The sequence below is a fragment of the bacterium genome (genome assembly GCA_026414725.1).
In the GTDB taxonomy this organism is placed as follows: Bacteria; Ratteibacteria; UBA8468; order B48-G9; family JAFGKM01; genus JAAYXZ01.
The window spans coordinates 43,857-61,740 of record JAOAIL010000004.1 but is presented as its reverse complement, the minus strand read 5'-3'; the positions used below and the strand labels follow the sequence as shown (position 1 = coordinate 61,740).

14 protein-coding genes are annotated in these 17,884 nt (G+C 35.4%); 2 read left to right on the top strand and 12 right to left on the bottom strand.

Annotated elements, in window-relative coordinates; all coding sequences use genetic code 11:
- The first annotated feature begins 226 nt into the window (after positions 1–226).
- Positions 227–1,429 (top strand): aspartate kinase, encoded by a 1,203-nt coding sequence (locus N3D17_02930; protein MCX8082340.1) that lies wholly within the window; start codon positions 227–229, stop codon positions 1,427–1,429.
- On the opposite strand, the gene N3D17_02925 is transcribed toward N3D17_02930, so the two are convergent.
- The 12 genes from N3D17_02925 to N3D17_02870 all read right to left on the bottom strand — a co-directional run bounded on the left by N3D17_02925 (position 1,419) and on the right by N3D17_02870 (position 17,187).
- Entirely contained in the window at positions 1,419–3,026 is a 1,608-nt protein-coding gene (locus N3D17_02925) for a radical SAM protein (GenBank protein MCX8082339.1), read from the bottom strand. The two genes, N3D17_02930 and N3D17_02925, sit on opposite strands and share 11 nt — an antisense overlap.
- A gap of 19 nt (positions 3,027–3,045) precedes the next feature.
- Positions 3,046–4,125, bottom strand: a complete 1,080-nt coding sequence (rodA, locus tag N3D17_02920; protein ID MCX8082338.1) for a rod shape-determining protein RodA — start codon at positions 4,123–4,125, stop codon at positions 3,046–3,048.
- Positions 4,122–5,840, bottom strand: a complete 1,719-nt coding sequence (mrdA, locus tag N3D17_02915; protein ID MCX8082337.1) for a penicillin-binding protein 2 — start codon at positions 5,838–5,840, stop codon at positions 4,122–4,124. The genes rodA and mrdA overlap by 4 nt, the downstream gene beginning before the upstream one ends.
- Positions 5,807–6,298, bottom strand: coding sequence for a rod shape-determining protein MreD (gene mreD, locus N3D17_02910; protein MCX8082336.1), 492 nt, complete (start codon positions 6,296–6,298; stop codon positions 5,807–5,809). The genes mrdA and mreD overlap by 34 nt, the downstream gene beginning before the upstream one ends.
- The gene (mreC, locus tag N3D17_02905) at positions 6,291–6,962 is read right to left on the bottom strand and encodes a rod shape-determining protein MreC (protein MCX8082335.1); all 672 of its coding nucleotides are present in this window, start codon (positions 6,960–6,962) and stop codon (positions 6,291–6,293) included. The genes mreD and mreC overlap by 8 nt, the downstream gene beginning before the upstream one ends.
- 107 nt (positions 6,963–7,069) lie before the next feature.
- Positions 7,070–8,095 (bottom strand): rod shape-determining protein, encoded by a 1,026-nt coding sequence (locus tag N3D17_02900; protein ID MCX8082334.1) that lies wholly within the window; start codon positions 8,093–8,095, stop codon positions 7,070–7,072.
- A gap of 120 nt (positions 8,096–8,215) precedes the next feature.
- On the bottom strand, positions 8,216–8,476 hold the full coding sequence (locus N3D17_02895; GenBank protein ID MCX8082333.1) for an EF-Tu/IF-2/RF-3 family GTPase: 261 nt from the start codon (positions 8,474–8,476) through the stop codon (positions 8,216–8,218).
- On the bottom strand, positions 8,463–9,872 hold the full coding sequence (locus N3D17_02890; GenBank protein ID MCX8082332.1) for a response regulator: 1,410 nt from the start codon (positions 9,870–9,872) through the stop codon (positions 8,463–8,465). Before N3D17_02890 ends, N3D17_02895 begins: the two co-directional genes overlap by 14 nt.
- A gap of 44 nt (positions 9,873–9,916) precedes the next feature.
- Complete coding sequence (locus tag N3D17_02885) at positions 9,917–11,869, bottom strand: PAS domain-containing protein (protein MCX8082331.1); 1,953 nt, start codon at positions 11,867–11,869, stop codon at positions 9,917–9,919.
- Complete coding sequence (locus N3D17_02880) at positions 11,838–14,327, bottom strand: ATP-binding protein (GenBank protein MCX8082330.1); 2,490 nt, start codon at positions 14,325–14,327, stop codon at positions 11,838–11,840. The genes N3D17_02885 and N3D17_02880 overlap by 32 nt, the downstream gene beginning before the upstream one ends.
- The gene (locus tag N3D17_02875) at positions 14,324–15,550 is read right to left on the bottom strand and encodes a beta-ketoacyl-[acyl-carrier-protein] synthase family protein (protein ID MCX8082329.1); all 1,227 of its coding nucleotides are present in this window, start codon (positions 15,548–15,550) and stop codon (positions 14,324–14,326) included. The genes N3D17_02880 and N3D17_02875 overlap by 4 nt, the downstream gene beginning before the upstream one ends.
- Positions 15,550–17,187: a radical SAM protein gene (locus N3D17_02870; protein MCX8082328.1), complete on the bottom strand. Its 1,638-nt coding sequence runs from the start codon at positions 17,185–17,187 to the stop codon at positions 15,550–15,552. The genes N3D17_02875 and N3D17_02870 overlap by 1 nt, the downstream gene beginning before the upstream one ends.
- Before the next feature lie 72 nt (positions 17,188–17,259).
- Between N3D17_02870 and N3D17_02865 the strand changes: the two genes are divergently transcribed.
- Positions 17,260–17,884: outer membrane protein transport protein (locus N3D17_02865; GenBank protein ID MCX8082327.1), on the top strand; the 625-nt coding region annotated here is incomplete at its 3' end.

Genomic DNA, 17,884 nt, shown 5'->3' with positions numbered 1-17,884 from the left:
ATTTTACAAGCCCCACTTCTTATAGTATAATAAATAATGTTACCGTTTTCTGAAAATGAGAAGGAGCGTTTTCTTTAAAATTCTTCCTATAAGAGGGAGTAAAACAGAGAGGAATAAGCATACGGTGTGTTTTTTATTTTTCTCCCTCCGCTGGTAGTGAAGATACAGTTGTAATGGGTTTTTAAGTTATCGTTTTGATTTATACTTTTAAGGAAGTGGAGGAAGTATGCTTATAGTACAGAAATATGGGGGTAGTTCTGTAGCAACATCAGAAAAGATAAAGTTTGTTGCGGAAAAAGTGGTGGCTACAAAACGGGCAGGGAATCAGGTTGTAGTTGTGGTCTCTGCTATGGGGAAGACCACAGATAACCTTATTACACTTGCAAAAGAGGTTCATCCCAGCCCACCTGAAAGAGAAATGGACCTTCTTTTATCTACAGGTGAGATTGTATCTGTTGCACTACTATGTATGGCAATTGAAAATATCGGAGAGAAAGCAGAAGGTATGACCGGACATTTTGCAGGAATACAGACAGACAGTTTTCATACAAAGGCAAGAATTCAGAAAATTGAACCATCACGAGTAATAGATGAATTGAATAAAGGTAGCATTGTAGTCATAGCGGGGTTTCAGGGAATAAGTCCTGAAAGTGCTATTACCACATTAGGAAGGGGTGGTTCAGACCTTACAGCAATAGCCATAGCAGCAGCAATAAAAGCAGACCTGTGTGAGATATATACAGATGTTGAAGGTGTCTTTACAACAGACCCTCATATAGTCCCTGAAGCAAAACTTATACCTGAAATCTCTTATGATGAAATGCTTGAGATGGCTTCTGCTGGAGCAAAGGTTATGCAATCCAGAGCAGTTGAGTTTGCCAAAAGGTATAATGTACCATTTGCAGTAAAATCCACATTTGGTAAAGGAGGAGGAACAATGGTAAAAGAGATACAACTGAAAGAAGGTGCGGATGTATCTTCTGTATCCCTTGATGAAAAACAGGCAAAAATCACTATATTTAGAGTACCTGACAGACCTGGTATTGCAGGAAAAATTTTCAGTGCACTCGGGAAAGAAAATATCAATGTAGATGTTATAGTCCAGAATGTAAGTAAAGAAAATTTTGCCGATATATCCTTCACAGTAAATATCTCAGATGTTGAAAAAGCAGTAAAGATTCTAAAAGAAGTTGCAAAGGAATTACATGCAGAAGATGTAATATGTGATAGGGATATAGCAAAGGTCTCAATTATTGGTATAGGTATGATGAACCATCCTGGTGTTGCAGGAAGGATGTTTGAGACCCTTGCGAGGGAAAACATCAATATTGAGATGATAAGCACATCTGAAATAAAAATCTCCTGTGTGGTTAAAAAAGCCGATGGAACAAAAGCACTCAAGGCACTACATAAGGAATTTATACAATAAGCCTATGCCAGGGCAAAGGCATTTCAATCTGGATTTCGGAAAGGTAATAAGATATATCCGTACCGCTCTCATAAAAACTTTCAACCCATAGAGAGAAGTTAAAATATTCATCCCAGTTTTCCATTTTCCCACCCTTTTCCCACACCTTTTTAATCACAGAGGAAAGCACTTTATCTCCTCTGCTTAAAACTGCTTCAATACAACTCATATGATAGGAGTGGAAATTAAGTTTTATGCGGTTGCTTCTTCTTACACTTTTCACAATAAGTGATTTTTTATGAAGATATTCTTCTTCTGTAATAAACCTTTCTCTTTCAAATATCGTGTGTGGCTTTGGTATGAATGTATTGAAAGATGCTTTAACACCTATAATATAAGAAATTTCATTGATAAGGTTTGCTATATCAATAATGTCACTGTCTTTTTCTTCTGGTAACCCCAGCATAAAATATAGTTTTATCTGATACCAGCCACCTTCTTTTGCTTTTTGAACGAGGGAAATAAGTTCACTATCTTTAATTCTCTTACCTATCTTCTCACGTAATCGCTCCCCTGTTTCAGGTGCAAATGTAAGACCTGTCTTTTTTATTTCCTTTATCTTTGTTGCAAGTTCAAAGGAGAATGTGTCTATCCTTATGGAAGGAAAGGAAATTGTAACTTTTCTCTCTTTGAACTCAGATAGAAGTTTATCTACAATTTTATCTATCTGGAGATGGTCTCCTGAAGAAAAAGAAAGCAAAGAAATTTCTTCATATCCAGTATTCCTATAGGTCTCTCTCGCTATCTCCAATATCTTCTCTGGGCTCTTCGTCCTTACAGGACGCCAGCACCTGCCTGCCTGACAGAAAAAGCAACCCTGTCCACAGCCCCGCATTATCTCAATAGAAATTCTGTCATGCACAATTTCCGTAAGGGGGACAATCCATTTCAATGGAACATATACATTGTCAAGGTCTTTTACAAATCTTTTCTTAACCCTTTCTTTTGGATAGGAAGGTATATACACACCTTCTAAAGATGCTAAAGCAGAAAGGACTTTTTCTCTTCCTCTATCCTTGGTTTCTTTTAAAACCTCAACTATCTCAAGAATTACATTTTCTCCCTCTCCCACCACAAAACAGTCAATAAATGGTTCAAGAGGAGCAAAATTAAATATACAACTTCCACCTGCAAGAATAATCGGGTCATCTTCTCTTCTTTCTGAAACGAGGACAGGAATATCTGCAAGCGAAAGGATATTTAAAACATTGGTATAGTTAAGTTCTGAAGAGATACTGAAGCCAATTACATCAAACTCTTTTAATGGCCTTTTCGATTCAAGAGAAAACAAAGGTATATTAGAGGACTTCAATAAATCTTCCATATCTATCCATGGAGAGAATACCCTTTCACAGACAATATCTTCATCCTCATTCAGAAATCCATAAAGAATCCTTATCCCGAGAGAAGACATACCGAGTTCATATAGGTCAGGATAACAGAGTGCAAATTTTATTTTACACTTTTCAAATTCTTTATGGACAGCATTAATCTCATTCCCTGTATAGCGAGAAGGGACAGAGATATGAGGTAGCAATTTTAATATCTTTTCTTCCATCTTTATACAGCCCCGGGGATTAAAACATAATGGTATTATCCTTTATATTTGCGAGAATAACCACAGAGATAAGTGAAACCATAAGGGATGAACCACCGTAACTTATAAAAGGAAGAGGAATACCAACTACAGGGAAAAGCCCCATTGTCATACCTGTATTTATTACCACATGCGCAATAAATATAACAAGAATACCTGTAGCTAATAATCTCGCAAACCTTTCTCTCGTGTAATATATAATCTCTGCAATGCTCTTGAAAAACATAAAATATATACCGAGCAAAATCAACACCCCTATAAATCCAAATTCTTCCGCAAAGGCACAGAATATAAAATCAGTGTGATACTCAGGCAGAAATGCTAATTTTGTCTGAGTTCCTCTTAAAAAACCTTTGCCAAAAAAACCTCCAGAACCGATAGTAATAATGGATTGTATAAGATTATATCCCTTACCGAGCGGGTCCCTCATAGGATTAAGGAATGTTAATATCCTTTCTCTCTGATATGGTTTCATAATAAGCCACATAAACGGACTTGATAGAGCACCTATAAGAAAAAGTGTTATCATCTGCCCTTTTGTAGCACCTGCCTGATATATAATTGCAAAAAATATTATTATAAAAATAAAAGCAGTTCCTAAATTTGGTTGTTTTAATACGAGAAGGAACGGAATCCCGATAATAAATAAAGAAACAAGCAACACAGGGAATCTTCTTATATCCTTTTCAGAAAGGTATGCTGCAAGTGTTATAACTGTTATAAGTTTAGCAAACTCAGATGGCTGAAAATTAAAAATACCCAGTTTTATCCATCTTGAAGCACCTGCACTACCAATAAAGAGAACTGCAACTAATAACAATACTATTATAAGGTAAAGAAGTGGTGCTATCTGTTGAAAATCTCTGTAATCAATTTTCTTTATAAAACTCCCTACAATTATTGCAACTATAAGCCATAGACACTGTTTTAAGAAAATACTCTCTTTCACAAGGACACCTTTTGATACACTGAAGAGTATGAGAGTACCTATAAATAACAATAAAGTAGCCCAGAATATAACCCCTTTCTCTGACATATGTCTTCTGAAATATCTCATCATTCTAACTCCTCTGTCTCTGTACGGGTATCATCATGTGTTTCGGGAATAAAAATCCTTCTAATTGCTGAACCTGCAATCCCTGCTGCTTCTGAACTTGAAGCATTATCTAAAAAAACCACCATTGCTATTTTAGGGTTATCAGCAGGCGCATAACAGACAAAGAAACCATGCGTACCAAGTCCAAGTTCCTCTGCTGCCCGCTGGACAGTTCCTGTCTTACCAGCAATTTCAATGCTATCTATTCTTGCTCTGGAACCTGTTCCAAACACAACGACATTTTTCAAACCACGTTTGAGAATATCCAAAGTTCCTTCGCTTATATATACAAATTTTTTAAGTTCAGGTGTAAATTCCTTAATTTTTTTTCCATCAGGTGACACTATCTCCTTCACTATATATGGCTTCCATATATTACCACCATTTGCAACAGTGGATATAAGAGAAAGGAGCTGTACAGGGGTTGTGAGTATAGGTCCCTGTCCTATTGAGAGGTTTAAAGGGTCTATCTCTCGCCTATCTGGAAGATATCCAGGCTTCTCTCCGGGAAGGTCTATACCTGTGGGACTTCCAAGTCCAAACATAGAAGCAAACTCAAGCATCTTTGATACACCTACCCTCATCCCAATAGTACCAAAAAATACATTACAGGAATATGGCAGTGCAAGATTTATATCCACCCAACCATGTCCTTCTTCTTTCCAGCAATGAAATACCCTGTCTGCAACCTGAATCTCCCCTGTACATTCCACTCTGTCATACTCCTCTATTGCTCCTGTTTCAAGTGCTGTAGTTTCTGTTATAATTTTAAATACAGAACCCGGAGAATACATCCCTTTTATTGCTCTGTTAAGAAAAGGGTGTCCTTCTCTTCCCAGAAATTCCTTTATATTATCAGCATCAAATCCTGGCCTGCTCACCATAGCCAGAATCTGCCCATTCCTCGGGTCCATAACAGCCACACAACCCCTCCTATCCCCAAGTTCTTCCGAAACAATCTCCTGAATCGTCTGGTCAATGGTAAGAACAAGATTATTACCTGGTAATGGCTCCTTTTTACCCATAACTCTTCTCTGATGACCGAGTGCATCTACTTCTACCTGAATACCACCAGGAATACCTCTAAGATAGTCATCATACATCCTTTCTATGCCTTCCTGTCCTATAAAATCACCCTGTTGGTAACCCTTTTCTTTCAAAATCCTTAACTGTTCCTCTGATATCTCACCTGTATAGCCGAGAATATGGCAGGTATCCTTGCCCAATGTATACTCTCTGATAAGTCCTTCTTGAACAAAGACACCTGGAAGTACTGACATATTTTCTTCTATAAGAGAAACCTCTTCTTTGGTAAGTCGTCTTTTAATATATACCCTATCAAATGGATTTGCATATCTTCTTTTAAACTTTTTTAATATCGCATTTTTATCCATAGATATAATACCTGCTAGTATCTCTGCCTCCTTCTCTGGTCTTTTTTCTAAATCATACGGCACAAACACGAGATGTAAGGCAGGTACATCTTTAGCGAGAGGTCTCATATTTCTATCATATATGACTCCTCTCGGAATACCTGTTTCAATAGTCCTTATACAATTTTTATACGAAAGATTTCTATAGTAAGGGTATCTTATTACCTGAAGATAAAAACATCTCAGTATAATAATAGAGAAAAATATCTTTGTCAGATTGATAAATAATCTCTTTTCATCTTCCATTTTAACCTCAACCTTCTCATACCATATTCAATAAAAAACCCAACTATAGAATTATATAAAGCAAATATAAAAGAATATCTGACCAATGTCCGGAAGTTCCATAAGAACCCTTCCGTATACTTAAAAAGTCCCATTATGAAGTAGATTAAACTGAATATGAATATACCTGAAATCCGTCCAGCCATACTTTCTATTCTCAAAAAAGAGTTTATATATATAATAACAAGGAAAATAACACTTGTCATTCCGTAAAATCCCTTTGAAATAAGGTCGTAAATAAGCCCCGTAATAAAAGATAGAAATAAACTCAGTTCAACATTCCCTTCCCATACAAGGATAAGCAACCATATAAGAAAAAAAGAAGGAGTAAGCGTTGACTTAAAATAATTCAAAAAAAATATCTCTAATCCCAGCACTACCAGGAACTGTTCACCCAACAGTATAATTTTCCTATTCACCTATTAAAACCTCTTCCATATCTGAAATACAACTGAACGGTTTCACATATAATTTCAAAAACAAGGTATCTGGCTTTTTCTCTATCTTTGTTATCTCTCCTATCTGAATGCCCTTTGGATAAAAATCACTATATCCGGAAGTAATAACCTTATCTCCTTTCTTTACCTGACTATCTGAAGGTATATACTTTAAAGATAGAAAAGGAATACTCCCTCCTTCAAGTACCCCTATCTCTCTTGTACTATCTATTATAACACTGATTTTTGAGTTCGTATTGAAGACCGTTGTAATAGAAGCAGAATTTGTATCTACCTTTGTCACTCTCCCTATAAGAGCCATATCTTTTGAAAGAACTACCATATTCTCTTTTATTCCGTTTTCTGTACCTTTATTAACAACTATCTCAGCTGGGAAAACAACTGGTTTGATTGATACAATCTGTCCTATAATTGTCCTTCTCAAAATGGAGGTATCTTTCTTAATATCAAGGATTTCTTTCAATCTAACATTCTCTGCAATCATCTCTTGATAGTTTATAATCTTGATACCTTCCTTCTGTGTAGTTTCAATACTATCAATTTTTATAGAGTGGTGCTTTACAATCAGTATTGAGAGGAAAAGTCCGACTATAAATATAACTTCTCTTCTGAAGCGCCATAACATTTTAGTTAACTCAAGGGTCAAAGGTAATAATTTAAAACTATAATATATAAAATTAACAAATCTTAAGACATTAAATTGGTTAATCTACTAATTTCCTAAATGTCTTTTCATTCCTGTGGAAATTCTCTGAGGTATTTTGTCTCCTCCAGCATCTTACCTGTTCCTCTTACCACTGCCTTCAACGGATCATCTGCAATAACAACAGGAAGTTTGGTCTCCTGAGATATAAGTTTATCAATACCTCTTAACTGTGCTCCACCTCCAGCAATAGTAAGTCCATTTTCAATAAGGTCACTTGCCAGTTCCGGAGGCGTCTCTTCAAGGATACTTCTTATAGCATTGATTATCTGAGAAAGCGTATCTCTTAACGCTTCTCTAATTTCTTCTGATGTTATTTTTACCATTTTGGGAAGTCCTTCCACTAAACTTCTACCATTAACCTCCATTGTCAACTCCTCTTCAAGTGGAAATGCGGACCCAATATTAATTTTAATTTCTTCTGCTGTCCTTTCACCTATAAGCAGATTATATCTTTTCTTCATATAATCAATAATTGCCTCATCCATTTCATTTCCTGCTACCCTTAAACTTTTTGTCAGAACAATCCCACCGAGAGAAATTACTGCCATTTCTGTTGTACCTCCACCTATATCAAGGATAAAACTACCGCAGGGCTCTTCCACAGGCAATCCCACTCCAACAGCAGCGGCCATAGGTTCTTCAACAAGATACACCTGCCTTGCCCCTGCCTTCAAAGCTGTATCTCTCACTGCTCTTCTTTCTACACTGGTTATTCCTGACGGAACAGCAATTATTATTCTCGGGGGAAGTACAAATCTATGTTTTGGTGTTTTTGCCCGGGCAATAAAATATTTAAGCATTGCACCACATGCCTCAAAATCAGCAATTACACCATCCTTCATTGGTTTCATTGCAATAATGTTAGCAGGGGTCTTCCCTAACATCCTTTTTGCTTCATTCCCAACAGCCACAACCTCCTTTGTTTCAATATTCATCGTAACTATGGACGGCTCCATTATAACAACACCTTTACCACTAACATAAACACATGTATTTGCTGTTCCGAGGTCAATTCCCATATCACTTGATAAAAAACGCATAAGTTTAACCATATGTTCTCCTTCTGTTAAGAAAATTCAAACTGATAAGACAAATATATTCAACTTCAAGATATACAAATAAACTCTCTTTTCAATCTTACATCATAGAACCTGTTAATTTACAAATATCTACTACTCTTCCACTACTCTGTACACAATATCTCCTACATGAACCTTCTGTGCTACCTTAAATCCTATATCATCCCCTGCTTTTGCTATTTCAACATCTTGATGTTCTTTCTGTATTGAATTAATCTCCTGATAAAAATCCTCACTGTGTCCTTTTATATGTACCTTATCGCCTTTTTTAAGTTCTCCATTTTCCACCTTCATTGCTGCAACCTGTATATGGTTAAAATAGTGTGAAACTCTTCCTATCTCAATCTCTTTCATCTCCCTTCACCTCCTCTTTAAGTATTTTGATGAAGGTCTCTACAACATCTCTATCAAACTGAATATCCACATATCGTCTCAATTCAGCAATTGCCTCTTCTTCTGTCATTGCCTTCCTGTAAGGTCTTTCAGAAACCATAGCACTATAAGCATCCGCTACAGCAATAATTCTGGCAAGTAAAGGAATTTCTTCTCCCTGCAACCCCTCAGGATAACCATTCCCGTTAACTTTTTCATGATGGTGAAAACATGCTGAAATCTCCTCTTTTTTAAGACCGAGTGGCTCTAAAATTTTGACAGTCATTGATGGATGCTGTTTTATAATATCACGTTCTTCTTCATTCAGTGGTCCGGGTTTAAGAAGGATAGAGTCCTTTATTCCTAATTTCCCAAGGTCATGTAGATAAGAAGCATTTTTTAATATTTCAAGATTATGGTTGCTGAGTCCCATCTGCTTTCCTATAAGCAATGAATAGTAAGCAACCTGTTCTGAATGTCCTTTTGTATATGCATCCTTTGCCTCAAGAGAATTAACCAGTGATTTTATAGAATTAATATAAGAATTTCTTACCATATCAAACAGGATGGCATTTTCTATACCTATACCGACCTGGAGTGCAAAAATCTCTAAAAATTTCACTTCTTCTTCTGATATCTCTTTTGTTGCTGGAATTTCTATATACATAAATCCTATCTCTTTTTTTGTTCCTGTAAAAGGAATTGTTATCATGTAATTTTTTTCTTTCTCAATCCTTACCTTCTTTTCACTAAAAATATCTCTAACTTGGTCATATCTATAACTTATAGAAAGTTGTTCAGGAAATTTCTTCTTCACAGGAATATATTTCCTTAAAATAAAGTTTTCCCCTTCCTCTCCAGCAATATATATAGCAGCGAGTTCGGGTTGATATATATTGTTAACAATATTGATGATTTTATCAAGCAGTAAATCAAGTTCTGTTAGAGAAACAATTATACGATTTAATTCTAATATCGTTTTTATCATCTTCAACCTAAAAATTTCCAATTCACCATCATTCTTCTCAATATTTCTCTTAATAGCATAGGAAAGTTCTTCAAGAGAAAATGGCTTTACAAGAAAATCAGAAGCACCAGACCTCAATGCTCTTACTGCATTCTCAACCGTTCCAAAAGCGGTGATTATAATCACAGGTATATTTTTTTCCCTTATTTTATCAATGGCTGTAAAACCATCCATCTCTGGCATCTGGATATCAAGTAATATAACATCAAATCTTTCATTTTCTAATTGCCTCAACGCTTCACTTATCCCCTGATAGAAAGAAATCGCATATCCTTCTCCTTCTAAAAACTCCCTACAGAGATGTCCTATTTCTGGTTCATCATCAACTATAAGTACCTTCTTTTTATCCATTTCGTCTTCCTGTTTTTTCACAAAATTATTATACACCTTTATACTTATAGAACCAAATTCCTCTCTCTTGCAGGAATATTAATGGGAAGGGTAATTATAAAATTCTTTCCTGCAGGATGCAGGTTACATCTAAAACATCCACCATGGGATTCAAATATCTTTCTTGAAAGCATAATGCCTATTGAAACATTACTTCTTACCGAGGGACTGAAAGGAAGAAAAATTTCATCTCCATTCTGTAGATTTATTTTACCACCCTTTTCTATTATATCTATCTCTATATTTTCCCCATCTTTCTTAAAGTTAATAAATACAGCCCCATCTCCCCCTGTATCATCATATATAAAATCCATAATATAATTCACTGCTTCTTTTATTTTATCCTCATCTGCCGGAATAAAAACCTTCTCATCACCGGAAAAACTGAATCTTATACCATCCTTTCTTTTCATCTCATCCACACATTTCTTAAAAAGTTCTACAACATCCACAGAAACTGTTTTGAGTTCCATCTTATCTGCTATCTTATTTATCCTTTCTATTATTTCATTTATCCTTTGGACCTCAGTTTGCACTACTTCTGAAAACTTAATTCTGAATTCCTCATCATCATATTTTGCAGGTAACATCTGAGCGAATGTCTTGATTGCAACAAGTGGATTTTTAAGTTCATGGGATAACCGTGAAGCGAGCAAACTCCAGTATCTATCTCTCTCTGCTTCTCTCTCCTTCTTTTCCATCTCCTTAATAACAGTAAGATTTTGGAATATGGCAACCGCTCCGTTGACACCTCCATCTGCTTCTTTCAGAATGTTTATACTTAATCCTAATATAACCCTTGTAGGTATATATTCAATCTCCACCCTGTTAAACGTCTCCCCTGTATTCAATGCCCTTCTTATAAAGTCCGCTATCTGAGAACCAACTTTTTCTATCGGTTCGTTCTTCACCTCTTCAAATTTTATCCTGAAAATCTCCTCTGCGTATGGGTTAAACACAACTATCTTTCCCTTTTTATCAACAGCAATAATACCTGTGGGAATGTTATAAAATATCGCTTCCTGATATTCCTTACGGAAACATATCTCTTTATATAAAAAGGCATTTTCAAAAACCGTGCTCAGATAATCCATTATCATACTTAAAGAGCTTATATCTTTAGAAGTTACTTCATCTCCGGTTACTTTATCTCCAGCAAAAAAGACACCTATAAGTTCTCCCTTCAATGTCTTTAATGGAAAAGCAAACCGGCAGTTAATGGTATTCATAAAACTCTTACACTCAAAAGGTATCTCGTTTTCAGATTCAAAATTGAGAATACGATTTTTATTGAGAAACCAGAGTATAAATGGATGGTTCTGTTTGAGTTCTAACCCTGTAAAAACATCTCCCATTCCGAGAGACACTGATGGAACAAAAGATGTTCCTTTCTTTAGAAGAATAAGCATTCTGCTAATCTGAAATCTCTTTTTTATTATTTTAAGTACCTCTAAACCTGTCCTGTCAATATCCGAGAAATTCTCAGCCACTATCTCCAGAAACGACTGAAAGAATGTCTCTCTTTCCGGTTCAGAAGACATCTCTTCTTTCAGTTGTTCTCGTTTTTCTTTTCTTTTTATATCCTTTTCCTTTGCTTCTATAAACCTTTCTCTTTCCATTGCCCTTTTTATGATGTGTTTTATCCTCTCGGTATCAAATGGCTTTTCTAATACTTCAAAAGCACCTAATTCAAGAGATTGTTTAGCAACTTTATCGAAAGACGGAACGAGTTTCACTATTGTAAGTGTAGGGTCATAGGAAAGTAATTCCGTAAGGAGTTCCAGAGAGTTTACCTTGTTAAACTGAGAATCAAGTAGAATAATACATGGTCTTCTTTCTGATATAACCTTTAATGCATACTCTGGTGTAATATCCTCTATAAAATAATCCCCTTTAAATATCGCTTTCAGAGATACTGCTATTGTTTTATTTTCTGTTATAAGAAGCAAATAATTCATCCCCTTCATTCTCCTTCTGTCTAACAGGTAAAGTGATACATACTGTCGTTCCTTTTCCTTCCATACTTTCTATCTTGATATTTCCGTTATGTTCATCTATTATCCTCGCTACAATTGAAAGTCCAAGACCTGTCCCTTGTGTCTTTGTTGTAAAAAATGGTTCAAATATTTTACTCAATATATCTTCTTTTATTCCACAACCATCATCTTTTATTTCTATCCTTACTATTTCATATCCTTTACTAACCTTGATATTTATAGTTCCTTCTTTATCTATCGCCTGGGCACTGTTAATACATAAATTGAGCAATGCCTGTTTGAGTCTATCAGCATCTCCCTTTATAACAACCGGTTCATCACAAAGGTCCTCTTTTATCTCAATCTTTTTGTCGGGGAACTGTGGAGTAAGCAGAACCTTCGTTGCTCTTATTAACTCCTTTATATCAACATCTACCCATACAATACCTCTCGGTTTTGCAAACATCAGGATGTCTTCTACCAGTGCATTTATCCTGTCCACTTCCTTTATAGCAAGAGAAGAAAATTGTTCCCGAAAATCACTATCATTATACTTCTCCTGAAGAAGTTGTGCAAAGGTTTTTATAGAGACAAGTGGATTTTTAATCTCGTGGGCAATACCTGTTGCCATAACACCTAAAGATGCAAGTCGTTCTGCCCTTTTTATCCCCTCTTCCAATTCTTCCAAGTGTGTGACATCTGAAAATATTATCTGTGCACCTAAAAGTCCTCCATCTTTATCATAGAATAAAGAAGCATTAGCATTTAAAGATATATCCCTGCCTTCTTTCTTCATTTTAAAGTGTAGATACCTTACATCTTTTTTATTCTGTATAGAATAAGTAAGAATTTTTCTTATCTCTTCTGGTAGTACCTCACTGAAATATCTTCTCTCAATATCTTTTTTATTAAGTCCTGTAATATTTTCTGCCTCTCTATTTACGATATTGATATAACCACTTGCATCTGTCCCTATAACTCCTATAGGGAGATTTTCAAGAAGTGTCTCCTGATATATCCTTTCTCTCTCAATCTCTTGATAGAAAAGAAAGTTTTGCATTTTTAATGAGAGATAATATGATAGACGAGAAAAAACCTCTTCATCCTCAGGAGAAAAAAATTTACCTGAAACCTTCTCCCCAAAACACAAAATTCCTAAAAGTTTATCATCACTTAAAAGAGGCAGCACTATCTCTGCATTTATTTCTCTCATCTCTTCTATAATGGCAGTAGTTGTCTCTTCTGGAATTTTCCGTTCCAGTTCTCCCTTTATAAGTGGAATTGCTTTTATCCTCATCACCTGTTCAATTTTTTCAGGATATATATCTATATCAGATGTGATTTGTCCCTGTAAAGATATAGAAATAACAAAATTTTTACTGTGCCCTTCTACAGGAATAAAAAATATCTTCCCTTCTTTTATGCCTGTGCTTTCAAGAACTACCTTCAAACACCTTTCAAGAAATATTCTTATATCTCCCACTGTATAAAGAACCTTTTCCAATCCTCTAAGGATATCCTCTGGTGAATATTCAAGGTTAAAAATTTTAAAATTGACAAAATTGCTTATTCTCTTTCTTGCAGGTTCAAAGATAAAAACAATAAGAAGAAGTGCAAGTGTATCAGGCAGAATAGATGCTTCTGGAAGACGAGGAAGTAAAAACCATCTTAAAGAGAAAAGAGAGAGATTATAAAGCAAGAAGATAGAAAGGATAAGGAAAGAATAAGAAAGGACTTTTTGCATCAGTACAGAAACATCCATTATCTTGTATCTTGCTATCCCATAACCAATAAAACCATTCATTATTAATACTGATATAGGAGTAAACTGGACTAAAAAAGATGTTTTAAAAATTATAGGGAAAATAACCATAGAAAAGACAATAAAAATCGCAGCAAAGAACCATCCAAATAATATATACTGCAATTCTGCCTTCTTAAGTCCTTTTTCGTTTTTCATACTTCTTGACAAAATAATAAAGTCAAATATTATAGCAAGGAAAAATAAGGAATACCATAAAAGATATGGCCATCCATATGTAGCTTCAGGAATCATTTGCATTGGACTTGCTGGTTTTTTAAAACCAGTAAAAAGATTTGGTGAAAAAGAAAGAAAAAATTCGGCTATTGAAAAAAACATAACCATTAAATATTCTTTTCTTCTAAATTTCTTATTACCAACTATAGAATCAACAAAAATCAAAAAAGTAAAAGGGATAAAACTACCCAAAGCAAAAGCAACTTTCACCCATGATTCTATAGATTTTACTGAAGAAGCATTAACAATAAATAAAAAACAAGCAATCCATAGCCATACATTTGCACACGCTAAAACAAAAGTTTTATTTGGCAATCTTTTTGGATTGCTCTTATATACAAGATACATAATCATAGCATTGAGTAATAGAGTAAAAATTAAAATTATTGTTATAACACTCATATAACTTTCCTTATTAAAAGTGATGAACTACTACCCCCTAGTCCATGCGAATTAACCAGAGCAATATTTATCTCATTCTGTCTCGGATAGTTAGGAACATAGTCAAGGTCACAATCAGGGTCTGGAAATTCATAGTTTATTGTCGGAACCACAACATCCTCCTTCATACCCATTAACACAGATATCACCTGCATCACACCTGCTGCAGAATAAGGATTGCCTATATGTCCTTTGATTGAACTTACAGGAATCCTGTATATGTAAGAACCAAATACATCTTTTAACACGTTTGTCTCACAAAGGTCTAAAATCCTATCAGAAGGGCCATGAGCAGAAATGTAACTCACCTTATCAGGACTGATATCTGCCTCAGAAAAACATTTTTCTATCGCTCTCTTTAGACCTGCTCCCATCATCTCCTCCTTACTTTCTATACTCTGCCCATACCCTACAATTTCTCCATAGATATTAGCACCTCTTGATAAAGCACTCTCCAACTCTTCCATAATAACAACTGCTGCCCCTTCAGAAAGGACTCCTCCATCCCTATATCTATCAAAAGGACGACTTGCCTTAACAGGATCCATACTTTTTGTAACCATTCCAGCGGCTTCTAAACAAGCAAGCATAACAGGAGTGACAGGACTATCAGAACCTCCTGATAAAGCAATATTTATACTCCCTTCTTTTATTAATTGATATGCTACACCTAAAGCATCAAGACCTGCAGCACAACCTGTAGAAACAGTAAGATTACAATTATTGATACCACAAACTTCCGCTATTGCACCTGCTGGTGCATTTGGTAATCCAACAGCAGAAGCAAATGCTTGGACTCTCTCTTTACCTTTTAAATAAAGTCCTTTACATTGATGTTCTACTGTTCTTATATCCGTACTTGCAACACCCATAACTATACCAATTTTACGCCCTGAACAATTTTTAGAAATTATCTTTGCATCCTCCAGAGCCATTTTTGAACAGGCAACTGCAAACTGGGAAAACCTTGCCATCTTTCTCGCCTTTTTCTTTTCCACAAACTCCTCTGGAATAAAACCCCTCACTTCTCCAGCAATTTTTACAGGAAAATCTGTTGTATCAAAAAAACTTATATTTTTTATGCCACACCTTCCTGTCTTTAATGCATACCAGAAATCATCCTTCCCAATTCCGTTCGGAGCAATCACACCTATACCCGTTATTACAACTCTTCGTTTACCCATTATTCTTTCCTTGTGATTCTACTATTAACAGAAATTATCTCTTCCTCAAGTTTTTTTCTATTTCCTGAATAGAAATAATATCTATTGGTATTCAAAAAGTCCCTGAGGGTGGAGAACCCACTGACTTTATAAATCAGATATGCCTCATCCGATATGGATGTTTCAATACCCTCTTCCTGAAGTTCCTTCTGAAAAATAAATGTTTCTCTCGCATAGTCCTTAAAAGACATACCATTTATTCTATAGGGCAATGGTTCCCAGTATGTAGGGGGAAATAAATTTTTTATCTTATATGTCATAGTTTTTAAAGAGTATGTTTCCTTATCTTCTATTATAAAGTTAAACCTTTCAGGATATTTAAACCATACTGTCTGTGGATATACTCCTGCAAATTGTACAAGAACAGAGTCAGGGCTAACCTCTTTTATAAATTCCATCGTTTTCTTTCTGCTTTCTCTTGTCTCAAATGGTGCTGGGTAGATTACACTTACCACAGTAAATATCCCTGCTCTCTTACATTCTATAAGAACCTTCTTTGCCTTATCTATATTTATCTCTTTATTCATACCCTCTTTCAAAATCTTCTCATCCGCTGATTCAAGTCCAAAGAATATGGATTCACAACCAGAATTTTTTAATATAGAAAAGTCCACCTCAAATTCATTTAAATGTCCAAAACTTGTGTATTTAACCTCAATCTTATCTTCAAGAATTTTTTTTGCAACATCCATTATAAAACTACCTGGTGTACTTGAACCAGCATACTTAAAAGTAGACACCCCATATCTCTTTCTGTATTCCTTAATTTCATAAATCACCTTTTCAGGACTTTTTGTTCTCCTCCTGCCACTTTTTACAGGATGTATACAGAAAAAACAACTGTTAGGACATCCCCTGCTTTCATCCAGAACCAGTATTTTTAGTTTTTCATTTATATTGATATAGACATCCGGTGTATATACAGCAATAGGAAGATTATCAAGGTCTTCTATAAATTTTCTGGGTGTTTTTATCAATGTTTCTTCTTTACGAAATATGATATTAGGGATATCTTCTCTTCTCTTTTTTCCTGCTACATAATCAGCAAGATGGATAATTGTTTCTTCCCCTTCACCATAACATAGTGCATCAAAAAACCCTCCAACCTTATAAATCTCCTCTCCAAATATATCAACCTGTGGTCCACCTCCTATAATTTTTAATTCAGGATGCTTCTTCTTAAGGTATCCTCCTGCATTGAGCGACCATCTGAAACCATCACCAGCCCAGAGTTTAAATCCCACACAATCAATCTTTTCTTTCTCAACAAAGTTTTCAATATAACCCTGCAGTTTTTCAGAAAAAACTTCTTTATTTTTTTCTAACCGTTTATCTATAAGTTTGAGTTTTGCTATATCTATTAAAGAAGGGCTTTTCCCTTCAATAAATACCTTATGGGAAAATCTTTCAAGGAAACTGCTTATTTCATCCGTAAATACCTCTGAAAATAGTGAGGGCTGGTTAAAATCAAGAATTTTCACCCTCCATCCTTCGTTGATAAGCGATGATGCAAGAACTCCAAGCCCTATATCAGGTATAAAATCAGACAATATCTTGGGAAGTCCTGCAACTGAAATGAGCAAGAAGTTTCCAGTCATATCACTTATTATACAATGTTATAATACCTATTTGCAAAATATATGTTATAATAAATTACGAAGGAGGAAACAATGAAAAATACACCTATTGTTTGTTTCTGCAGTATTATAATTCTTACTGCTTCTTCTCTATTTTCACAGGCATTCAAAAATCCACCTGAAGGGGCATCTGCACTTTCACAGGCAGGTGCTTTTATTGCACAGTGTGATGATGCTTCCGCAGTTACACATAATCCTGCAGGACTCATTCAGATAGAAGGACAACAATTCATAATCGGGAGTGCTATACTCTATCCTGTAACTGAATGTAAAACAACTACCTATGATGGAGATATGAAAGAATCTATTACCTATCTACCCTATCTATTTTTTTCAACTGACATCGGAAATAATAGTCCATTACGATTCGGATTAGGTATAACATTCCCTTATGGACAGAGTACTGAATGGAGTAAGTCCGCTGTAAGAAACTGGATGTATTCAGTCCCTTATTACTCATCAATGTATACAATGAATATATCTCCTGTAGTTGCATACAGAATTACTCCTTCCTTATCTGCAGGTGCCGGACTCAATATATATAACAGCAAACTGAATATGAAATACCTTATCCCTGTAATGCCGCCTGTACCGCCACTGGAACTTAATGGAAAGTTAGATGTGGAGGGGACTGCCACCGGCTGGACTGCGGGACTTT